Genomic DNA, 15,108 nt, shown 5'->3' with positions numbered 1-15,108 from the left:
TGGGATCGGGGGATGACCGCACTGGTGGAGCCCGACGTACGCCGCTGGCAGCCCTGGGCCGCGATGGTCGAGGACTTCGACCTCGTCGCCGAGATGCACGGCTCGGGCACCTGGCAGCTCTCCGGTGACCCGGTGCCGACCGAGGCCGGCTGCGCGGCGTTCGTCACGATGACCGAGGTGACCGCGCCGGCCGACATCGACGGGACGCGGGTGCCGTCGACGTACTTCTGGATCGCGGGTGGGACCGGCGGACCCGACGACGAGCTCGTCGGCTTCCTGCACCTGCGCCACGCGCTCAACGACTGGCTGCTGGAGCAGGGCGGGCACATCGGCTACTCGGTCAAGCCCTCCGCCCGCCGCCGCGGGCACGCCGTGGCCGCGCTGCGGCTCGGTGTCCAGGCGGCCGCGGGGCTCGGCCTGGACCGGGTCCTGGTCACCTGCGACACCGGCAACGAGGCGTCGCGGCGCACGATCGAGGCCGGTGGTGGGGTGTTCGAGGACGAGCGCGCCGGCAAGCTGCGCTACTGGATCACGGCCTGAGCGCGTCGGCCCGGACCGCGGCCTCGTCGGCCGCGACGGCGTGGGCCGGGCGCAGCTCGGGACGCAGCCGGTAGAGCACCGTGGTGAACCAGAACGGGTCGACCATCGAGCGGGTGACCACGATCAGCGGCAGGCCCTCGCGCTCGATGAGCACCGTCCAGCGCCGGTGCCCGGGCTCGCCCACGATCGCGATCGGCGTGTAGGGGCTGCCCACCTCGACCACCTCGGTGTGGCCGCCGCGCCGGAGGGTGAGCTGGCCGCGCCGGATGGTGAGTTTGGTCGTGGTGCAGCTCGCCCGCACCGCCCACACGACCAGCAGCAGGAAGCCGAGGGTCGCCGCGACCCCGACCGTCGCCGTGGTCGGCGCCGTCGCGGCGGCGTACGCCGCGGCCGCGGTGCCGGCCAGCACGACCAGCAGCAGGATCGTCATCGTGCGCCGGATGCCGCTGCGCTCGGGGAAGTCGGCGTCGGTCGTCGCGTTGAGCGCGTTGCGGTGCTCCTCGGGCTCGGTCCAGCGCCCGGCCCGGACCGTGGCCGGCTCGACCGGCCCGCGCGGCGTCGGCGCCGCGCGGCGCGGCTGGGCGTCGGGGCCGGGGGTACGCGGCGGCGGGGAGGTCGCGGTGAACCCGCGGGACGGCGGTACGGGCGCCGGCGCCGGCGCCGGCGCTGGTGCTGGTGCGGGCTCGGCGGTGGGCTGCGGCGGTGCGGCCGGTGCGGCCGGTGCGGCCGGCCGGGAGCGCTTCGGCGCCGGGGCGTCGGTCGTGCGGAGGGCGTCGACCACGGACCGGCCGAGGTCAGTGCTGTCGAGGCTGCCGGCCTGGGCGATGCGCGAGGGCGGCTCGGGCGGCGCACCGACCCCGAGGGCGTCGAGCACCGAGCGTCCCGCCTGGTTGCTGTCGGGGCCGGGACCGGACCCCTGGGCCCGGCGCCGCTGGGGCTTCGGCGGCTCCGTCGGCTCGGGTGGCTGCGCGGCGACAGGGGGCGCGGCGACGGGGGGCTCGGGTGCGGGAGCGGCCCCGGCACCGGCGCCGCGGGGCGCGGAGGTCACCCGGGCGTCCTTGGCATAGGTCGCACGCTTGTTCAGCCACGCACGGATGGTCTCCGTGTCGGGTCCGAACTCGTCATTGCTCCCCACGACAGAGTCCTCCCTTTCCCTCAGTCCCGGCGCTCAGGGTATCTCGCCGCGGTCCCGGCCGTCGTTGGTCCGAACGTCCGCCGCGGATGGTCCGGATGGGCTAGTTGTGATGCCCAGGCACGTTGGTCGAGAACGTGTGACGACACGATCTGATGTCGTAGATGGGTGAAGGCCTCCCGATGTGGAGTGGAGCTGTCTAAGGAACCGCTTCACACCCAGGAGGCCTTCGTGTCCCACGCTACCCATGCAAACGCTGCTCTGACCCCGCGCGCCCGGCTCAAGCTGGCGCGTCTGATCGTCGATCACGGCTGGAAACCGGCTCGAGCCGCGGAGCGCTACGACGTGTCGTGGCGGACCGCGAAGAAGTGGGCTGACCGCTACCAGGCCGAGGGCCAGCGGGGATGGTGGACCGGTCCTCGGCGCCGCGCCAGCAGCCGAACCGGACTCCCGCGCCGGTGGTGCGGAAGATCGTCCACCTGCGGTGGAAGCAGCGGCTGGGTCCGGTCGAGATCGGCGACCGGCTCGGCATGCCGTCCTCGACCGTGTACGCGGTGCTGGTCCGCTGCCGGCTCAACCGGCTCACGCACATCGACCGCACCACTGGGGAGCCCGTCCGCCGCTACGAACACGAAAAGCCAGGCGACCTGATCCACGTCGACGTCAAGAAGCTCGGCCGGGTGCCCGACGGCGGCGGCTGGCGCTACGTCGGCCGCAAGCAGGGCAACCGGAACCGGGCGGCGACGCCCGACCTTCCCCGCAACAGGTGGCGCAATCCGCTGACTGGGACCTGCTACCTGCACACCGTCATCGACGACCACTCACGAGTCGCGTACGTGGAGGCCCACAACGATGAGACCAAGGAAACCGCAGCGGCCGTGCTGCGCAACGCGGTCGCCTGGTTTGCCGACCGGGGCGTGACCGTCCAGCGGGTGATCAGCGACAACGGCAGCTGCTACAAGTCGAACCTCTGGAAGCAGACCTGTAGCGACCTGGGCATCACACCGAAGAAGACCAGGCCCTACCGACCGCAGACCAACGGCAAGATCGAGCGCTTCCACCGCACCCTCGCCGAGGGGTGGGCGTTCAAGAAGTTCTACAACTCCGAGTCAGCCCGACTCGCGGCTCTGCCAGCATGGGTCCACGAGTACAACCACCACCGGCCCCACTCAGCAATCGGGAAGGCCACACCCATCACCAGGTTGGACAACCTGGCTGGGCATCACAGCTAGTCCCTCCGGGAGCCCGGTAGATTGAGAGCGATTCCCAGACCGGTTCGACCCCTCAGGAGGTCCGGTGTCCGACATCGATGCACGCCCGCCCTCCCTGCGGCCGACCCGCCAGCGCCGGGCGATCACCGACGCCCTCGCCGCGGCGGCGGACTTCCAGAGCGCCCAGGAGATCCACGACAGCGTGCGCCAGGGCGGGGACAAGGTCGGCCTGGCCACCGTCTACCGGACCCTGCAGGCGATGGCGGACGCCGGGGACGTCGACGTCCGGCACAACCCCGCCGGCGAGGCGACCTACCGCCGGTGCAGCAGCTCGCACCACCACCACCTGGTGTGCCGCTCGTGCGGCCGGACGGTCGAGATCACCGGCTCCGCGGTCGAGCGGTGGGCCCAGGCGATCGCCGACGAGCACGGCTTCTCCGAGGTGAGCCACACCGTCGAGCTGGTCGGTCTCTGCGCCGAGTGCGCTGCCCGCGCCTGAGCGCGGGCAGCGACCGGTCCTGGTAGGCCGTGCGGGGCTCGAACCCGCGACACTCGGATTAAAAGTCCGGTGCTCTACCAACTGAGCTAACGGCCCGGGACGAGCCTAGCGAGCGGCTCGGCCGCGGTGCGGCCCCGGTCGCCCCGGAACAGCGGGGGCAGGAAGCGCACCATGAGCGTGGACCAGGTCAGGTGCGTGATGACCGGTGCCTGCAGGCCGCCGGAGGCCCGGCGCTGGAGCGCGAAGAGGGTGCCCATCGCCCCCGCGGCCAGGACCAGCGCGGGGTTGCGGGTCGTGGTGGTGGCCAGGGCGTACACGGCGGTCGACGCGGCGACCGGGTGGTGCTCGCCGAGGGCGGCGTAGAGGGCGCCGCGGAAGAAGATCTCCTCGGCGGCGCCGTTGGCCAGCGTGGTGGCGAGCACCGCGGGTCCGGCGCCGTCGTCGGCGAAGCGCAGGACCCGGCGGACGGCCTCGTCGAGGACGGGGACCCGGCGGGCGACGAGGGCGGCGCCGTAGAAGAGGCCGAACGCGCCGACGCCGGTGGCCAGCGGGGTCAGGACGGGACGGCGCAGGGTGGCGTCGCGGTTCTCGATCCAGCCCAGGTGCAGCGGTCCCGAGGCGAGGCCGCCGGCGGTCCACACGCCCGCGACGGCGGCGGTCGAGAGGTAGAACGCGCGGGAGCCGGGTGGGGTGGAGAGCGAGGCGCCGAGGAGTCCCGCGCCCGCGACGGCGGTGGCCGCGGCGACCCGGCGCCGGCGGGTCCGGGTGGCGGCGGGCTCCACCGGCGCGTTCCGGGTGACGTGGGTGAGCGGCATCGGCAGCAGCCGGTCGCGGCGCCGGGTCATCGCTCGCCCCGGCGCTCGGCGAGGGCGGCGCGCACCGCGTCGTCGTAGCCCGTCGTCGGGAACGGTACGACGTCGCGGATGCCCGGGTCCGTGACGACGACCTCGTTGACCATCGAGTCGACGAGGTTGCGCCCGGCCCGTACGTCGACGTCGGTGACCAGCGCCAGCCAGCGCGAGGACAGCGCCGGGCTCAGCAGCGGCACCGGGACGATCGGCAGCCGCCGGCCCTCCAGCGCGGCGACCCGGGAGAGCATGTCGGCATAGGCGAGCACGTCGGGCCCGCCGATCTCGAAGGTCCGGCCCCGGGCGTCGGGGTGGTCCAGGACGCCGAGCAGGTAGCGCACGACGTCGGCGATCGCGATCGGCTGGGTCCGGGTCCGGACCCAGCGCGGGGTGACCATCGCGGGCAGGTGCTCGACCAGCTGGCGGGTGATCTCCCAGGAGATGCCGCCGTGCCCGACGATGATGCCGGCCCGCAGCACCGTCACGGGTACGCCGCCGCGGGTGAGCAGCTCCTCGACCTCGCGCCGGCTGCGCAGGTGCGCGGACAGGTCGTCGTGGTCGTCGCCCAGGCCGCCGAGGTAGACGAGCTGGGCCAGCCCGGCCGCGCCCGCCCGCTCGCCGAAGGCGGTAGCCGCCGCGGCGTCCCGGGCCGCGAAGTCCGCGTGCCCGAGCGCGTGCACCAGGTAGTACGCCGCGCGGCAGCCCTCCAGCGCGGCGTCGAGCGAGTCCGGGTCGGACACGTCGCCGAAGACGGGGGTGCCGTGGCCGTCGTACCGGTCGGGGTGGCGCGTCATCACCCGGACGCCCGCCTCCTGGGCGGCGAGCGCGCGCACCAGGCGGCGCCCGACGAAGCCGGTGCCGCCGGTGACGAGGACCGGGCCGTGCGCGGGGCCGGTCAGGCCGCCGGTCACGGCGCTGCCGCCGGGTCGAGGCTCAGCAGCCAGGCCTGGGGCGAGCGGCCCGAGCGGGGCTGGGCCGCCGCGTGGCGCCAGGCGGCGGCGTACCGGCGGCGCATGGCCTCCTCGGCAGCGACGGGGTCGCGGTGCCGGCACAGCTCGAGGCGCCACACGAGGTCGCAGGTGAGGTCGTACAGGCGGGCGAACGACGCGCCGTCGCCGGCCGCCGCTCGGTCGAGGAGCAGGCGCAGCTCGGTCGGGCACGGACCGGTCCGGGTGCCGCTCATCGTCGCCTCCTCAACTTAAACAGATACCTCAGCAAGTTGTTTAGGTTTATGGTGTGAGCATGGACCAGGGCACCGAGTCGGCGCAACCCCCGGCCGTCGGGGGCGACCTGACGATCGGCGACCTCGCCCGGCGCTCGGGCGTCAGCCCGGCGGTGCTGCGGATGTGGGAGAGCCGGCACGGCTTCCCGGTCCCGCGCCGGCTGGCCAGCGGGCACCGGCGCTACGCCGAGACCGACGTCGACCTCGTGCGCCAGGTGCTGCGGCGCAAGGACGCCGGCATCCGGCTCGAGGTCGCGATCGCCGAGGCCGCCGCGACCACGCCGCCCGAGAGCCCGTCGGTGTTCGCCGAGCTGCGGCGCCGGCACCCGGCGCTCGCGCCCCACCGGCTGCGCAAGTCGACGCTGATCGCGCTGTCGTGGGCGATCGAGGACGAGTGCTGCGCCGTCGCCGAGCGGCCGGTGCTGTTCGGGGCGTTCCAGCGCCCGGAGTTCTACGCCCCGTCGGCCCCGCGCTGGCACGAGCTGGCCCGGGTCGCCCGCTCGGCCGTCGTCTTCGCCGACCACTGGGACGGCGGCGCCGAGGACGCCGACGGACCGGTGCGCGCCGCGCTCGGCCCGCGTGCGCCGATGCGGCGCGAGTGGGCCGTGGTGTGCGACGCCTTCGACGCGACCGCCTGCCTCTCGGCCTGGGAGCTGCCGGGCCAGAGCACGGTCCCCGACCGGGAGCGGGTCTTCGAGGCGGTGTGGACCGTCGACCCCGTCGCGGTTCGCGATGCGGCCCGCGTCGCCGCGTCGGTCGCGGCCGACGCCGGCGTCCTGGCGGCCCAGTCGCTGCTCTACGAGCTCGCCGAGAGCCCGGCCCCACGGGCCACCGCGCCGACCGGCGTCACCGCGCTCTTCAACCGGGTCGTCGCCTACGTCGACCGGCTGGTCTGAACCCTCAGCGCCGCTCCGCGCGGGCCCGCTCGGCGCAGAACCCGGCGATCGCCTCGACCATCTGGTCCAGGCCGGGCCGCTCGATCGGGTAGTGCCCGGCGCCGTCGAGCAGCACCGTGGTGACCGGCACCTTCGTGATCCGCGACAGGAACGGCGTCGACAGCGCGAGCGGCGTCCACCGGTCGGCGGCGGGCTGGGTGAGCAGTACCGGGCAGACGTCGAAGTCCTCGGGTGCCACCGCCGGGCGGTGGCTCAGGTAGGAGTCGAGGAAGGCGACCGAGACCAGGTTGCCCGCCGAGCTCCGGTCGGCGTACGCCGCCCGCTTGGCCGCGCGGTCGTTGACCAGGGTGCGCATCTTGCTCACCCAGCGCATCGGCACCCGGACCCGGCGCAGCGGCGTGCGCGCCAGCAGTGCCATGAGCGGACGGCCGAGCAGCCCGGTGACCGGGTCGAAGGCGGTCGCGACCCGCACCCGCAGCGAGTCCTGGTCGAGGAAGGTCATACCGACGATCCCCGCGATCCCGCTGCCCGGCGGCGCCTGCGCCGCGACGTGGAAGGTCTCCATGCCGCCCGCGGACAGGCCGTAGAGCACGATCGGCCGGTCGTCCCGGGCCCGTTCGGCGGCGACCAGGTCGACGCCCAGCCGGACCCAGTCGGCGTAGGTCACCGTGGTGCCGGGCGCGACCTCCGTGACGCCGTACGTCGGCATGTCGACCGCGATCGTCTCGTACCCGCGCTCGGCCAGCGGGCGGCCCAGGATCGTGCTCATCTGGCGGCCGTTGGTGCCGACGCCGTGGAAGAGGATCACCTTGAGCGGCGCGTCCGGCGCGCGGTAGGTGTCGAGGTGGATCCGGTGCCCGCCGGGCCCCTCCGGCTCCCACCACTCCTCGGCCGGCTCGGTCGCGGGCGTGAGCCGGTAGCGCTCGGGGAGGTGCTCCTGGATCGCGCGCCACGCCGGCTGCGCCGCATAGGTCATGGGCCCCAGTGTGCGGGGTGCGGGTGCCGCTGACCGGCACCTCGGGCCCGGGCCGGGCGTCGGGGCCGGTTCATTGGGCCCATGACCACGACCCAGCACCCGTCCTCGTCCCCGACCTCGACCCCGACCGGCCGCGTCGCCGGCCGGGTCGTCATCGTCACCGGCGGCGCCCGCGGCATCGGCGCCGCGTGCGTCCGCTCGCTCGTCGCCGAGGGTGCGCGCGTGGTGGTCGCCGACGTCCTCGCGGACGACGCGACCGCGCTGGTCGCCGAGCTGGGGGAGCGCACGGCGTACGTGCCGCTCGACGTGACCAGCGAGGAGGGCTGGCAGCAGGCCGTCGCCGCGGCCGAGGAGCGGTTCGGGCCGGTCTGGGGGCTGGTCAACAACGCCGGCATCGTGCACGTCGACCCGATCGAGACGCTCAGCGAGGCCGACTACCGCCGCGTCATCGACGTCAACCAGGTCGGCGTCTTCCTCGGCATGAAGGCGGTGATCGGGTCGATGCGGCGCGGGGGCGGCGGCTCGATCGTCAACATCTCCTCGACCGGCGGGCTCGTCGCCTACTCCCGGATCCTCGGGTACGTCGCCTCGAAGTGGGCCGTGCGCGGGATGACCAAGACGGCGGCCCAGGAGCTCGGCCCGGACGGGATCCGGGTCAACTCGGTGCACCCCGGGATCGTCGCCTCGGAGATGACCGCGAGCTCCAGCCGCTCCCACGAGCAGGTCAAGACCCAGCCGCTGGCGCGCGCCGCGGACCCGTCCGAGATCGGCGCGCTCGTGCTCTTCCTGGTCTCCGAGGAGTCCAGCTACAGCACCGGCTCGGAGTTCGTGGCCGACGGCGGGTTCACCTCGCTCTGACCGACCGGCGGGCGGCACCTATTTCGAATAGGAATATGTCGGTTCCGCACAGTGGCATCAGCGGCCCCGCGAGGCGGGGCCGCTGCCTACCTTCGCGACATGATCGACCAGCTCGACCCCGAGGTCGCCGGCTTCCTGGCGGCGCTCAACGAGGGCTTCCCCCCGGTGGCCACCATGACCGGCGCCGAGGCGCGTGCCGCGACCCGGGCCCGGCAGGTCCCGCCGGCCAACCTCGACGACGTCCGCTCCGCCGAGGACGTGACCATCCCGGTCGCCGGCGGCACGATCGGCGCCCGGGTCTACCGGCCGCACGGCGCCGATGACGTACGCCGTCCGCTCGTGGTCTTCCTGCACGGCGGCGGCTTCGTCTTCTGCGACCTCGAGAGCCACGACGGCTTCTGCCGCCAGCTCGCCCGCGGCGTCGACGCGGTCGTCGTCTCGGTCGACTACCGCCTCGCCCCCGAGCACCCCGCGCCGACCGCCGCCGAGGACGCCTACGCCGCCCTGCTCTGGGCGAGCGAGCGCCACGACGAGCTCGGCACCGACCCGGCCCGGGTGGTCGTCGCCGGCGACAGCGCGGGCGGCAACCTCGCCGCCGTCGTCGCCCTGATGACCCGCGACCGCGGCGGGCCGGTCCTGGCCGGCCAGGCGCTGCTGGGCCCGGTCATCGACCCGGCCTGCGACACCCCGAGCTACGACCTGTACGCCGAGGGCTGGTTCAACACGCGGGCCACCATGGAGTGGTACTGGGACCAGTACCTCGGGCCCGAGCGCCGGCTGCCGGAGCCGCCCGAGCTGGTCGCGCCGGCGCGCGCCGCCGACCATGCCGGCCTGGCCCCGGCGATCATCGCCATCACCGCCGCGGACCCGCTGCGCGACGAGGGCCAGGCCTACGCAGCCCGGCTGGCCGCCGCCGGGGTGCCGGTCGTCGCCCGGACCTATCCCGGCCTCTTCCACGGCACCCTGACCTTCCTCACGCTGCGCGCCGGAGACTCCGCGCGCGAGCTGCTCTACGCCGACCTGCGCACGCTGTTCGACCGAACCACCCGGGAGACCCCTCGATGAACGCACCGAACGACACCCCCGTCCGCGACCTCCTCGTCGTCGGCGCCGGCCTGGCCGGCATCTACGCGATGTATCGGGCCCTCGAGCAGGGGCTCGACGTGGTCGGCGTCGAGGCCGGCGACAGCGTGGGCGGCACCTGGTACTGGAACCGCTACCCGGGTGCGCGGTGCGACGTCGAGAGCGTCGACTACTCCTACTCCTTCGACCGCGAGCTCGAGAAGGACTGGCGCTGGACCGAGCGGTTCGCGACCCAGCCCGAGATCCGCGCGTACCTCGACCACGTCGCCGACCGCTACGACCTGCGCCGGCACTTCACCTTCGGCCGCCGGGTGAGCGCGGCCCGCTTCGACGAGCAGGCCTCGACCTGGACCGCGACCCTGGACGACGGCACCGAGCACCGGGCCCGCTTCGTGATGATGGCGACCGGCTGCCTCTCCGCGCCGCACCGGCCCGACCTGCCGGGCATCGACGACTTCGCCGGCACCCAGCTCTTCACCGCGCAGTGGCCCGAGGAGCCGGTCGACCTGACCGGCAAGCGGGTCGGCCTCATCGGCACCGGCTCGTCGGGCATCCAGGCCGCGCCGCTCCTGGCCGAGCAGGCCCAGTCGCTCACCGTCTTCCAGCGCAGCGCCAACTACACGGTGCCGGCCCGGAACCGGCCGCTGACCGAGGACGAGCAGCGCGAGATCCAGGAGACCTATCCCGAGCGCCGCGAGGCCTCGCGCTACGCCCCGGCCGGCTCGCTGAGCACCACCCACGCGCAGAAGGCGACCGAGGTCAGCCCCGAGGAGCGCGAGCGCGCGTTCGAGGCGCGCTGGCAGGAGGGCGGCGTCCTGTTCGCCAAGACCTTCCCCGACCAGAGCAGCGACCTGGTCGCCAACGACTACGCGCGGGAGTTCGCCGAGGCCAAGATCCGGGGGATCGTGGCCGACCCGCAGGTCGCGACCGACCTGATCCCGACCGACCACCCGATCGGCACCAAGCGGATCGTCACCGACACCGGCTACTACGAGATGTACAACCGCGACGACGTCGAGCTGGTCAACCTGCGCCGGGACCCGATCGAGCAGGTCACCGCGTGGGGGATCAAGACCGCCGACGCGTCGTTCGAGCTGGACGTGCTGGTGTTCGCCACCGGCTTCGACGCGCTCACCGGCGCGCTCACCTCGATCGACCTGCGGGGCGCGCGGGGCGCGGTCCTCGCCGACGAGTGGGCGGCCGGGCCCACGACGTACCTCGGGCTGGGCGTGGCCGGGTTCCCCAACCTGATCACGCTCAACGGCCCGGGCAGTCCGTCGGTGCTGGCCAACATGTCCACCCACACCGAGCAGCAGGTCGACTGGGGCATGGACCTGATCGCCTACTGCCGCGAGCACGGGATCGACCAGGCCGAGCCGCGCCGCGACGCCGCCGAGAAGTGGACCGACCACCTCGGCGAGGTCGCCGAGGGGACGCTCTTCGTCAAGGCCGCGTCCTGGTACATGGGCGCCAACATCGAGGGCAAGAAGCGCACCTTCATGCCCTACATCGGCGGCTTCGGCAACTACCGCCGGCTGTGCGACGAGGCTCGCGACACGGGGTACGCCGGCTACGTGCTGACCACCCGTTCCTGACTCAGGGAGCGGCCCCGGGCGGGGTTTTCCGCGGCGTCATCGGTGGGACGCAGAACCTTCATGATCGAACCGAACTTCCTGTCGGCGAGGAGGTTCCGCTGTCGCTTCGGATTGGTAGGGTCGACTTCGCAGCGGCTGCAGTTCTCGAAGGTGAACGCCTGCGGAGTCTGTGGCCGACGGCGTACCTGGTTTGTGGTGGGCTCATCACGGTCGGTGCGACGTGTCATCGCAGCCGCTGCGGGCCGTCGAGGTGGCGGCTCTCGCCCCGACACAAGGAGTAATGAGCGCATGGCTCAGGGCACCGTGAAGTGGTTCAGCGCCGAGAAGGGCTTCGGCTTCATCGAGCAGGACGGTGGCGGTGACGACGTGTTCGTCCACTACTCCGCCATCCAGTCCAACGGCTACAAGTCGCTCGAGGACAACCAGAAGGTCGAGTTCGACGTCACCCAGGGCCCCAAGGGCCCCCAGGCGGAGAACGTCCGTCCCCTCTGATCCGCGCTGATCGAGGAGACCACGCGTCTTCCGTGAGGCCCCGCCGGTACGCCCGGCGGGGCCTCACGAATTTTTCCGGAACTTTAGGGTTTGCCCGCTCCGGTTGGGGGGAGGATGGAGGCGGATCGATGTGCTGGCCGGGGTAGGGGCCTGAAGGGAGGGGCGCATGGCAGATCAGTTCGACGTGACCCTCGAGGACGGCGACCTGCTCGTCGAGGTCGAGCTGACGACGAACCTCATCATCGCCGCCAGCTCCTCCGACGAGCGCCTCACGACCGAGGAGATCGACCGCATCCTCGGTGTCGGCCTGGTCTAGTCCTCGCCCCGTGGGCGCCTCCCGGCGCTCCGGCGGCTCAGCAGGTCGCGAAGAGCACCGGACCGCTGGTCAGGTCCGAGAGCACGAAGGTGCCCGGGAGCGGGTGCAGCTCCATGGTCAGTACCGAGCCCGAGGCGACCACCTTGCCCAGCCGGAACCGGTCGGGGAAGCTCCCGCCCTGGCCCGGCGCCGGCCCGGCCGCGAGCCGGGAGCGGGTGTCGGCGTCGGTCCGGGCCTGGTCCTCGGTCTCGAACGCCATCGCCACCCGGACGTCGCCGCCCGGCAGCGCCGCCGACGCGTAGCCGGCGATGGGGTGCACCTCACCGGCCGCCTTGATCAGCTCGCTCGCCCGGCCCTGGTCGGCCGGATCGGCCGCGGACATGGCGAGCGCGGAGCACGCCTGGTCGCCGGTGTAGGCGGCCGCGCTCAGCGCCGGCCCGGTCGCCGCGACGGCCTCGGCCACCGCGTCGTCCTCGTCGCCGCGGGCCAGGTCGGTGCGCTGGGCGAGGAAGGCGGCGTCGTCGCTGCCGACGAGCAGGTGGTCCTCCTCGTCGATCTGGAGCGCGGCCAGCTCGGGCGTGATCGAGCCGCCCAGCCGCTCGAGCAGGTCCACCCCGCCCTCCCAGACGCCGTCGGCCTCCTTGGGCTCGGCGAAGCCCGCGGAGCGCAGCTGCTCGCGCAGCCGGCCGATGTCGTACGACGCGGGCAGGCCCATGATCACCAGCGCGCCGTCGCGGCCCTGGGTGAACAGCTCCCAGTCGATGCTGGCGGGGGAGAAGCCCAGCGCGCGCTGGATGTTCGGGGCGGACTGGTCGAGCGCGGTCATCTGCACGAGGTCGTGGTCGTAGGCCTGGTCGAGGAGGTCGGTGACCTCGTCGGGCGTGGAGTCGACCGACAGGTCCAGACCGAGCTCGTCACGGACGCCGGCCCAGTCGGTCCAGCTGTAGCGCTCGGTCGACGCCGGCGCCAGCGCGACCGCCGCGGAGAACCGGCTCGGGTCCTCGCCGCGCAGCCGCCAGACCACCACCACGGCAGCGGCGGCGAGCACGGCCACCGCCACGACCAGGACCATCCAGCGGCGAGGCGTCACGGTTGCATACCCTAGGCCCGTGCCCGACATCCTCGCTGCCGGCGTGGTCGCATTCCGTCCAGGTCGTGAGGTGCTGCTCGTGCACCGCCCCAAGTACGACGACTGGTCGTTCCCCAAGGGCAAGCTCGACCGCGGCGAGCACCCCACCGCCGCCGCGGTGCGCGAGGTCGCCGAGGAGACCGGCGTCCACGTCCGGCTCGGCCCGCCGCTGCCGACCCAGCGCTACCCGGTCGCCCGGCGGAGCAAGACGGTGCACTACTGGACCGGCCGGGTGGTCGGCGACGACGACGTGTCGTCGTACCGGCCGAACGAGGAGATCGACCAGGTCGCCTGGGTGCCCGTCGACGAGGCCCCCGAGCGGCTGTCCTACGACCGCGACCGGGAGACCCTCGCCGACGCCCTCCGGGTCCGCCGCAAGACCCACGCGGTCGTCGTCCTGCGCCACGCCCAGGCCCGCTCCCGCGCGGCCTGGCGCGGTCCGGACGCCGGCCGCACGCTGCTCAAGGTCGGCGAGGCCGAGGCCGACCGCCTGGTCCCCCTCCTCGCGGCGTACGGCGTGACCCGGGTGGTCACCTCGACCAGCACCCGCTGCGTCCAGACCGTGCGGCCGTACGCCGAGACCGCCGGCTACGCCTTCGACCTGCGCCCCCGGCTGACCGAGGAGAACGCCGCCCCGCGCCCGGTCACCAAGCTCGTCCACGACCTCCTCGACCCTGACGGCCCGCCGTCCGCGGCCGAGAACGCCGTCCTGTGCACCCATCGCCCCGTCCTCCCGCTGGTCCTCGACGCCGCGGGCGTCGAGCTCGCCCCGGACGCCCCGCTGGCGCCGGCCGAGATGCTCGTCCTGCACGTGCGCAAGGGCCGGGTCGTCGCGGTGGAGCGACACCGGCCGCGCTGAGCGCGGCCGGACCGGACGCCCGTCCGTATTTGCCGCTCGTCGTGCTGGTCGCCGTTGACTCCCGCTGACCCGCGACGCACTGTCGATGCCCACCTCGGGGCCGGGCAGTGCGAACGCGAGGAGAGCACCCATGACGATCGTCACCCGCTGGTGTGCGTTGCTGGTCAGCACGATCTGCGCGGCGGTGTCCGTGCTCGCCGTGACGATGACCGCCGCGCACGCGACCGACTACGCGGTCGGCGGAGGCCCGACCGTCAAGCTCGTCGGGACGGGGATCTCGTTCAAGGTCATGCCCAGCGCGATCACCACGTCCTGCGCCTCGCACGCGATCAACGGAACGGTCGTGAACCCGGGCGTCAGCCGGGTCTGGGGAAGTCCCGCGGCGACGTTGACGTCGTCCACGGCGAGCAGCTGCGTGACCAATCCTGGATCGTTGCCGACCACCGTCACGCACCTCGGCACCTGGAACCTCGCCTTCACCGGGGCGTCCAACCCGGCCGGCACCGTCTGGCCGGCCCAGCTCGGCAACGTGAAGCTCTCGGTCGCGTTCGCCGGCTGCACCTACGCGCTGCAGGGGGTGATCCGCGGCAGCTTCGACGAGACCACCCAGCAGTTCACGCCGACGACGGGATCGTCGGGGCTGACGGTCGCGACCTCGCCGCCCCCGTCAGGGGCGCTGTGCACCACCTTGGACGTCCTGCCCGGAGATGACGTCGAGGTCGCCGGCTACTGGACCAACACCCCGCCGGCCGGCAGCACGCCCCTGGTCGGGTGGTCCGGCTACGCGGTCACCGGCGCGGGCGTCACCTTCATCGGTACCGGTGTCGGCTTCACCGACATTCCCGCCGCGCAGCCGGTGACGAGCTGCACGCCGTTCGACATGAGCGGCAGCGTCGTCTCGTCGGGCGCCTACCGCGCCTTCGGGTCGCCGGCCGTCTCGTTGCCGACGCGCACGATCAGCGGCTGCACGGGGCCCGCCACGCTCACGCCGTCCGGCACCTGGAACCTGACGGTGACCGGGGATCCCAACCCGGCCCGGACGGTCTGGCCGGTCCGGCTCACCGGCGTGACCCTGGCGTTCGCGCGGGCCAACTGTTCGTTCAGCATGTCCGGGTCTATCCAGGGCACCTTCAACGAGGCCAACCAGCGGTTCACCCCGTCGGCAGGGGCCTCGGGGCTGACGATCTCGACCAACCCGGTCGGCTCGCTGTGCGTGACCTTCGACTTCCAGCAGGATGACGAGATCGAGGTCGGCGGCTACTGGACCAACACCGCGACCGCGCTCGACTTCTCCTGAGCCCTCGGCGCCCACGCCTGGGTCGCCGATCGCAGCACGACGAGGGCCCCCGTCCCAGGGACGGGGGCCCTCGTCGTGTCCAGGGCGCGCTGTGCTCGGGCCTGCTCGCATCCAAGATATCCGATGTTTGTGGTGGCAGATCGCCATCCTCGGTG

16 protein-coding genes, 1 tRNA gene and 1 pseudogene are annotated in these 15,108 nt (G+C 73.4%); 11 read left to right on the top strand and 7 right to left on the bottom strand.

What is annotated here, in order from left to right; all coding sequences use genetic code 11:
* Nucleotides 1–12: 12 nt before the first annotated feature.
* Nucleotides 13–540 (top strand): GNAT family N-acetyltransferase, encoded by a 528-nt coding sequence (locus M0M48_RS19605; protein WP_257752412.1) that lies wholly within the window; start codon nt 13–15, stop codon nt 538–540.
* Here M0M48_RS19605 and M0M48_RS30895 read toward each other — a convergent pair.
* Nucleotides 530–1,675: a hypothetical protein gene (locus M0M48_RS30895; RefSeq protein ID WP_308220328.1), complete on the bottom strand. Its 1,146-nt coding sequence runs from the start codon at nt 1,673–1,675 to the stop codon at nt 530–532. The genes M0M48_RS19605 and M0M48_RS30895 overlap by 11 nt on opposite strands.
* A 228-nt stretch (nt 1,676–1,903) precedes the next feature.
* On the opposite strand from M0M48_RS30895, the pseudogene M0M48_RS19595 reads away from it, so the two are divergent.
* Nucleotides 1,904–2,904, top strand: a pseudogene (locus M0M48_RS19595) (IS481 family transposase).
* A 64-nt stretch (nt 2,905–2,968) separates the two neighbouring features.
* The gene (locus tag M0M48_RS19590) at nt 2,969–3,382 is read left to right on the top strand and encodes a Fur family transcriptional regulator (RefSeq protein ID WP_308220327.1); all 414 of its coding nucleotides are present in this window, start codon (nt 2,969–2,971) and stop codon (nt 3,380–3,382) included.
* A 20-nt stretch (nt 3,383–3,402) separates the two neighbouring features.
* On the opposite strand, the gene M0M48_RS19585 is transcribed toward M0M48_RS19590, so the two are convergent.
* From M0M48_RS19585 to M0M48_RS19570, 4 genes are all read right to left on the bottom strand, one after another.
* Nucleotides 3,403–3,478: transfer RNA gene (locus M0M48_RS19585), tRNA-Lys, on the bottom strand.
* Nucleotides 3,469–4,227 carry a CPBP family intramembrane glutamic endopeptidase gene (locus tag M0M48_RS19580; RefSeq protein WP_257752411.1) on the bottom strand — a complete coding sequence of 253 codons (759 nt, stop codon included), beginning with the start codon at nt 4,225–4,227 and terminating at the stop codon, nt 3,469–3,471. The genes M0M48_RS19585 and M0M48_RS19580 overlap by 10 nt, the downstream gene beginning before the upstream one ends.
* A complete protein-coding gene (locus M0M48_RS19575; protein WP_257752410.1) occupies nt 4,224–5,141 on the bottom strand; it encodes an NAD(P)H-binding protein in 918 nt (305 codons plus the stop codon). The genes M0M48_RS19580 and M0M48_RS19575 overlap by 4 nt, the downstream gene beginning before the upstream one ends.
* Entirely contained in the window at nt 5,138–5,413 is a 276-nt protein-coding gene (locus tag M0M48_RS19570) for a hypothetical protein (protein ID WP_257752409.1), read from the bottom strand. Before M0M48_RS19570 ends, M0M48_RS19575 begins: the two co-directional genes overlap by 4 nt.
* A gap of 59 nt (nt 5,414–5,472) precedes the next feature.
* Between M0M48_RS19570 and M0M48_RS19565 the strand changes: the two genes are divergently transcribed.
* Nucleotides 5,473–6,348 (top strand): DICT sensory domain-containing protein, encoded by an 876-nt coding sequence (locus M0M48_RS19565; protein WP_257752408.1) that lies wholly within the window; start codon nt 5,473–5,475, stop codon nt 6,346–6,348.
* 4 nt (nt 6,349–6,352) lie between these two features.
* Here M0M48_RS19565 and M0M48_RS19560 read toward each other — a convergent pair whose 3' ends face one another.
* Nucleotides 6,353–7,324, bottom strand: a complete 972-nt coding sequence (locus M0M48_RS19560; protein WP_257752407.1) for an alpha/beta hydrolase — start codon at nt 7,322–7,324, stop codon at nt 6,353–6,355.
* 81 nt (nt 7,325–7,405) lie between these two features.
* Between M0M48_RS19560 and M0M48_RS19555 the strand changes: the two genes are divergently transcribed.
* The 5 genes from M0M48_RS19555 (at nt 7,406) to M0M48_RS19535 (ending at nt 11,668) form a co-directional block, all read left to right on the top strand.
* A complete protein-coding gene (locus M0M48_RS19555) occupies nt 7,406–8,182 on the top strand; it encodes a glucose 1-dehydrogenase (RefSeq protein ID WP_257752405.1) in 777 nt (258 codons plus the stop codon).
* 99 nt (nt 8,183–8,281) lie between these two features.
* On the top strand, nt 8,282–9,247 hold the full coding sequence (locus M0M48_RS19550; protein WP_257752403.1) for an alpha/beta hydrolase: 966 nt from the start codon (nt 8,282–8,284) through the stop codon (nt 9,245–9,247).
* A complete protein-coding gene (locus M0M48_RS19545) occupies nt 9,244–10,860 on the top strand; it encodes a flavin-containing monooxygenase (protein ID WP_257752401.1) in 1,617 nt (538 codons plus the stop codon). Before M0M48_RS19550 ends, M0M48_RS19545 begins: the two co-directional genes overlap by 4 nt.
* Before the next feature lie 288 nt (nt 10,861–11,148).
* On the top strand, nt 11,149–11,352 hold the full coding sequence (locus M0M48_RS19540) for a cold-shock protein (protein WP_215814291.1): 204 nt from the start codon (nt 11,149–11,151) through the stop codon (nt 11,350–11,352).
* Nucleotides 11,353–11,518: 166 nt separating this feature from the next.
* Complete coding sequence (locus tag M0M48_RS19535; RefSeq protein WP_215814292.1) at nt 11,519–11,668, top strand: hypothetical protein; 150 nt, start codon at nt 11,519–11,521, stop codon at nt 11,666–11,668.
* A gap of 37 nt (nt 11,669–11,705) precedes the next feature.
* Here the strand turns inward: M0M48_RS19535 and M0M48_RS19530 are convergent, their stop codons facing one another.
* A complete protein-coding gene (locus M0M48_RS19530) occupies nt 11,706–12,758 on the bottom strand; it encodes a hypothetical protein (protein ID WP_257752400.1) in 1,053 nt (350 codons plus the stop codon).
* Nucleotides 12,759–12,777: 19 nt separating this feature from the next.
* On the opposite strand from M0M48_RS19530, the gene M0M48_RS19525 reads away from it, so the two are divergent.
* Both M0M48_RS19525 and M0M48_RS19520 read left to right on the top strand, forming a co-directional pair.
* Nucleotides 12,778–13,656, top strand: a complete 879-nt coding sequence (locus tag M0M48_RS19525; protein ID WP_257752399.1) for an NUDIX hydrolase — start codon at nt 12,778–12,780, stop codon at nt 13,654–13,656.
* Nucleotides 13,657–13,786: 130 nt separating this feature from the next.
* Nucleotides 13,787–14,953, top strand: coding sequence for a hypothetical protein (locus M0M48_RS19520; protein WP_257752398.1), 1,167 nt, complete (start codon nt 13,787–13,789; stop codon nt 14,951–14,953).
* The last annotated feature ends 155 nt before the right edge of the window (nt 14,954–15,108 follow it).

Source organism: Pimelobacter simplex (genome assembly GCF_024662235.1).
Lineage (GTDB): Bacteria > Actinomycetota > Actinomycetes > Propionibacteriales > Nocardioidaceae > Nocardioides.
This window is presented reverse-complemented; position numbering and strand designations above follow the sequence as displayed.